The sequence below is a fragment of the Streptomyces beijiangensis genome (assembly GCF_017315755.1).
GTDB lineage: Bacteria > Actinomycetota > Actinomycetes > Streptomycetales > Streptomycetaceae > Streptomyces > Streptomyces beijiangensis.
Genome location: NZ_JAFLRJ010001112.1, coordinates 1 through 268, shown reverse-complemented (window position 1 = coordinate 268; position 268 = coordinate 1). Strand labels below are relative to the sequence as shown.

Below are 268 nucleotides of genomic sequence, written 5' to 3'. Positions count from 1 at the left end.
CGGGGGTACGGCGGCGGGGGCCGGGCCCCCGCCGCCGTACAGCGGTGTCAGTGTTTGGGCGTGCCGAAGGCCAGCAGGCCCTTGCGGCGGGCGTGCAGGACGAGTGCCGTACCGAGGCCGAGCAGCGAGAGCGAACCAAGCCCGATGGCAAGGGCGTTGCTGCCGGTCGAGGCGAGCGGACCGTGCGAGGAGGCGTCCCCGCCACCGGTGGTGGAGCCGCTGTCGCCGCCGGTCGTGCCCGCGTCCGTACCGGAGGTGTCGGTCGCGG

At 75.7% G+C, this 268-nt stretch carries 1 pseudogene; it reads right to left on the bottom strand.

Features of this window, described 5'->3' with window-relative positions:
• Window positions 1-47: 47 nt before the first annotated feature.
• Window positions 48-268, bottom strand: a pseudogene (locus J0695_RS40780) (hypothetical protein); the annotation flags it as partial.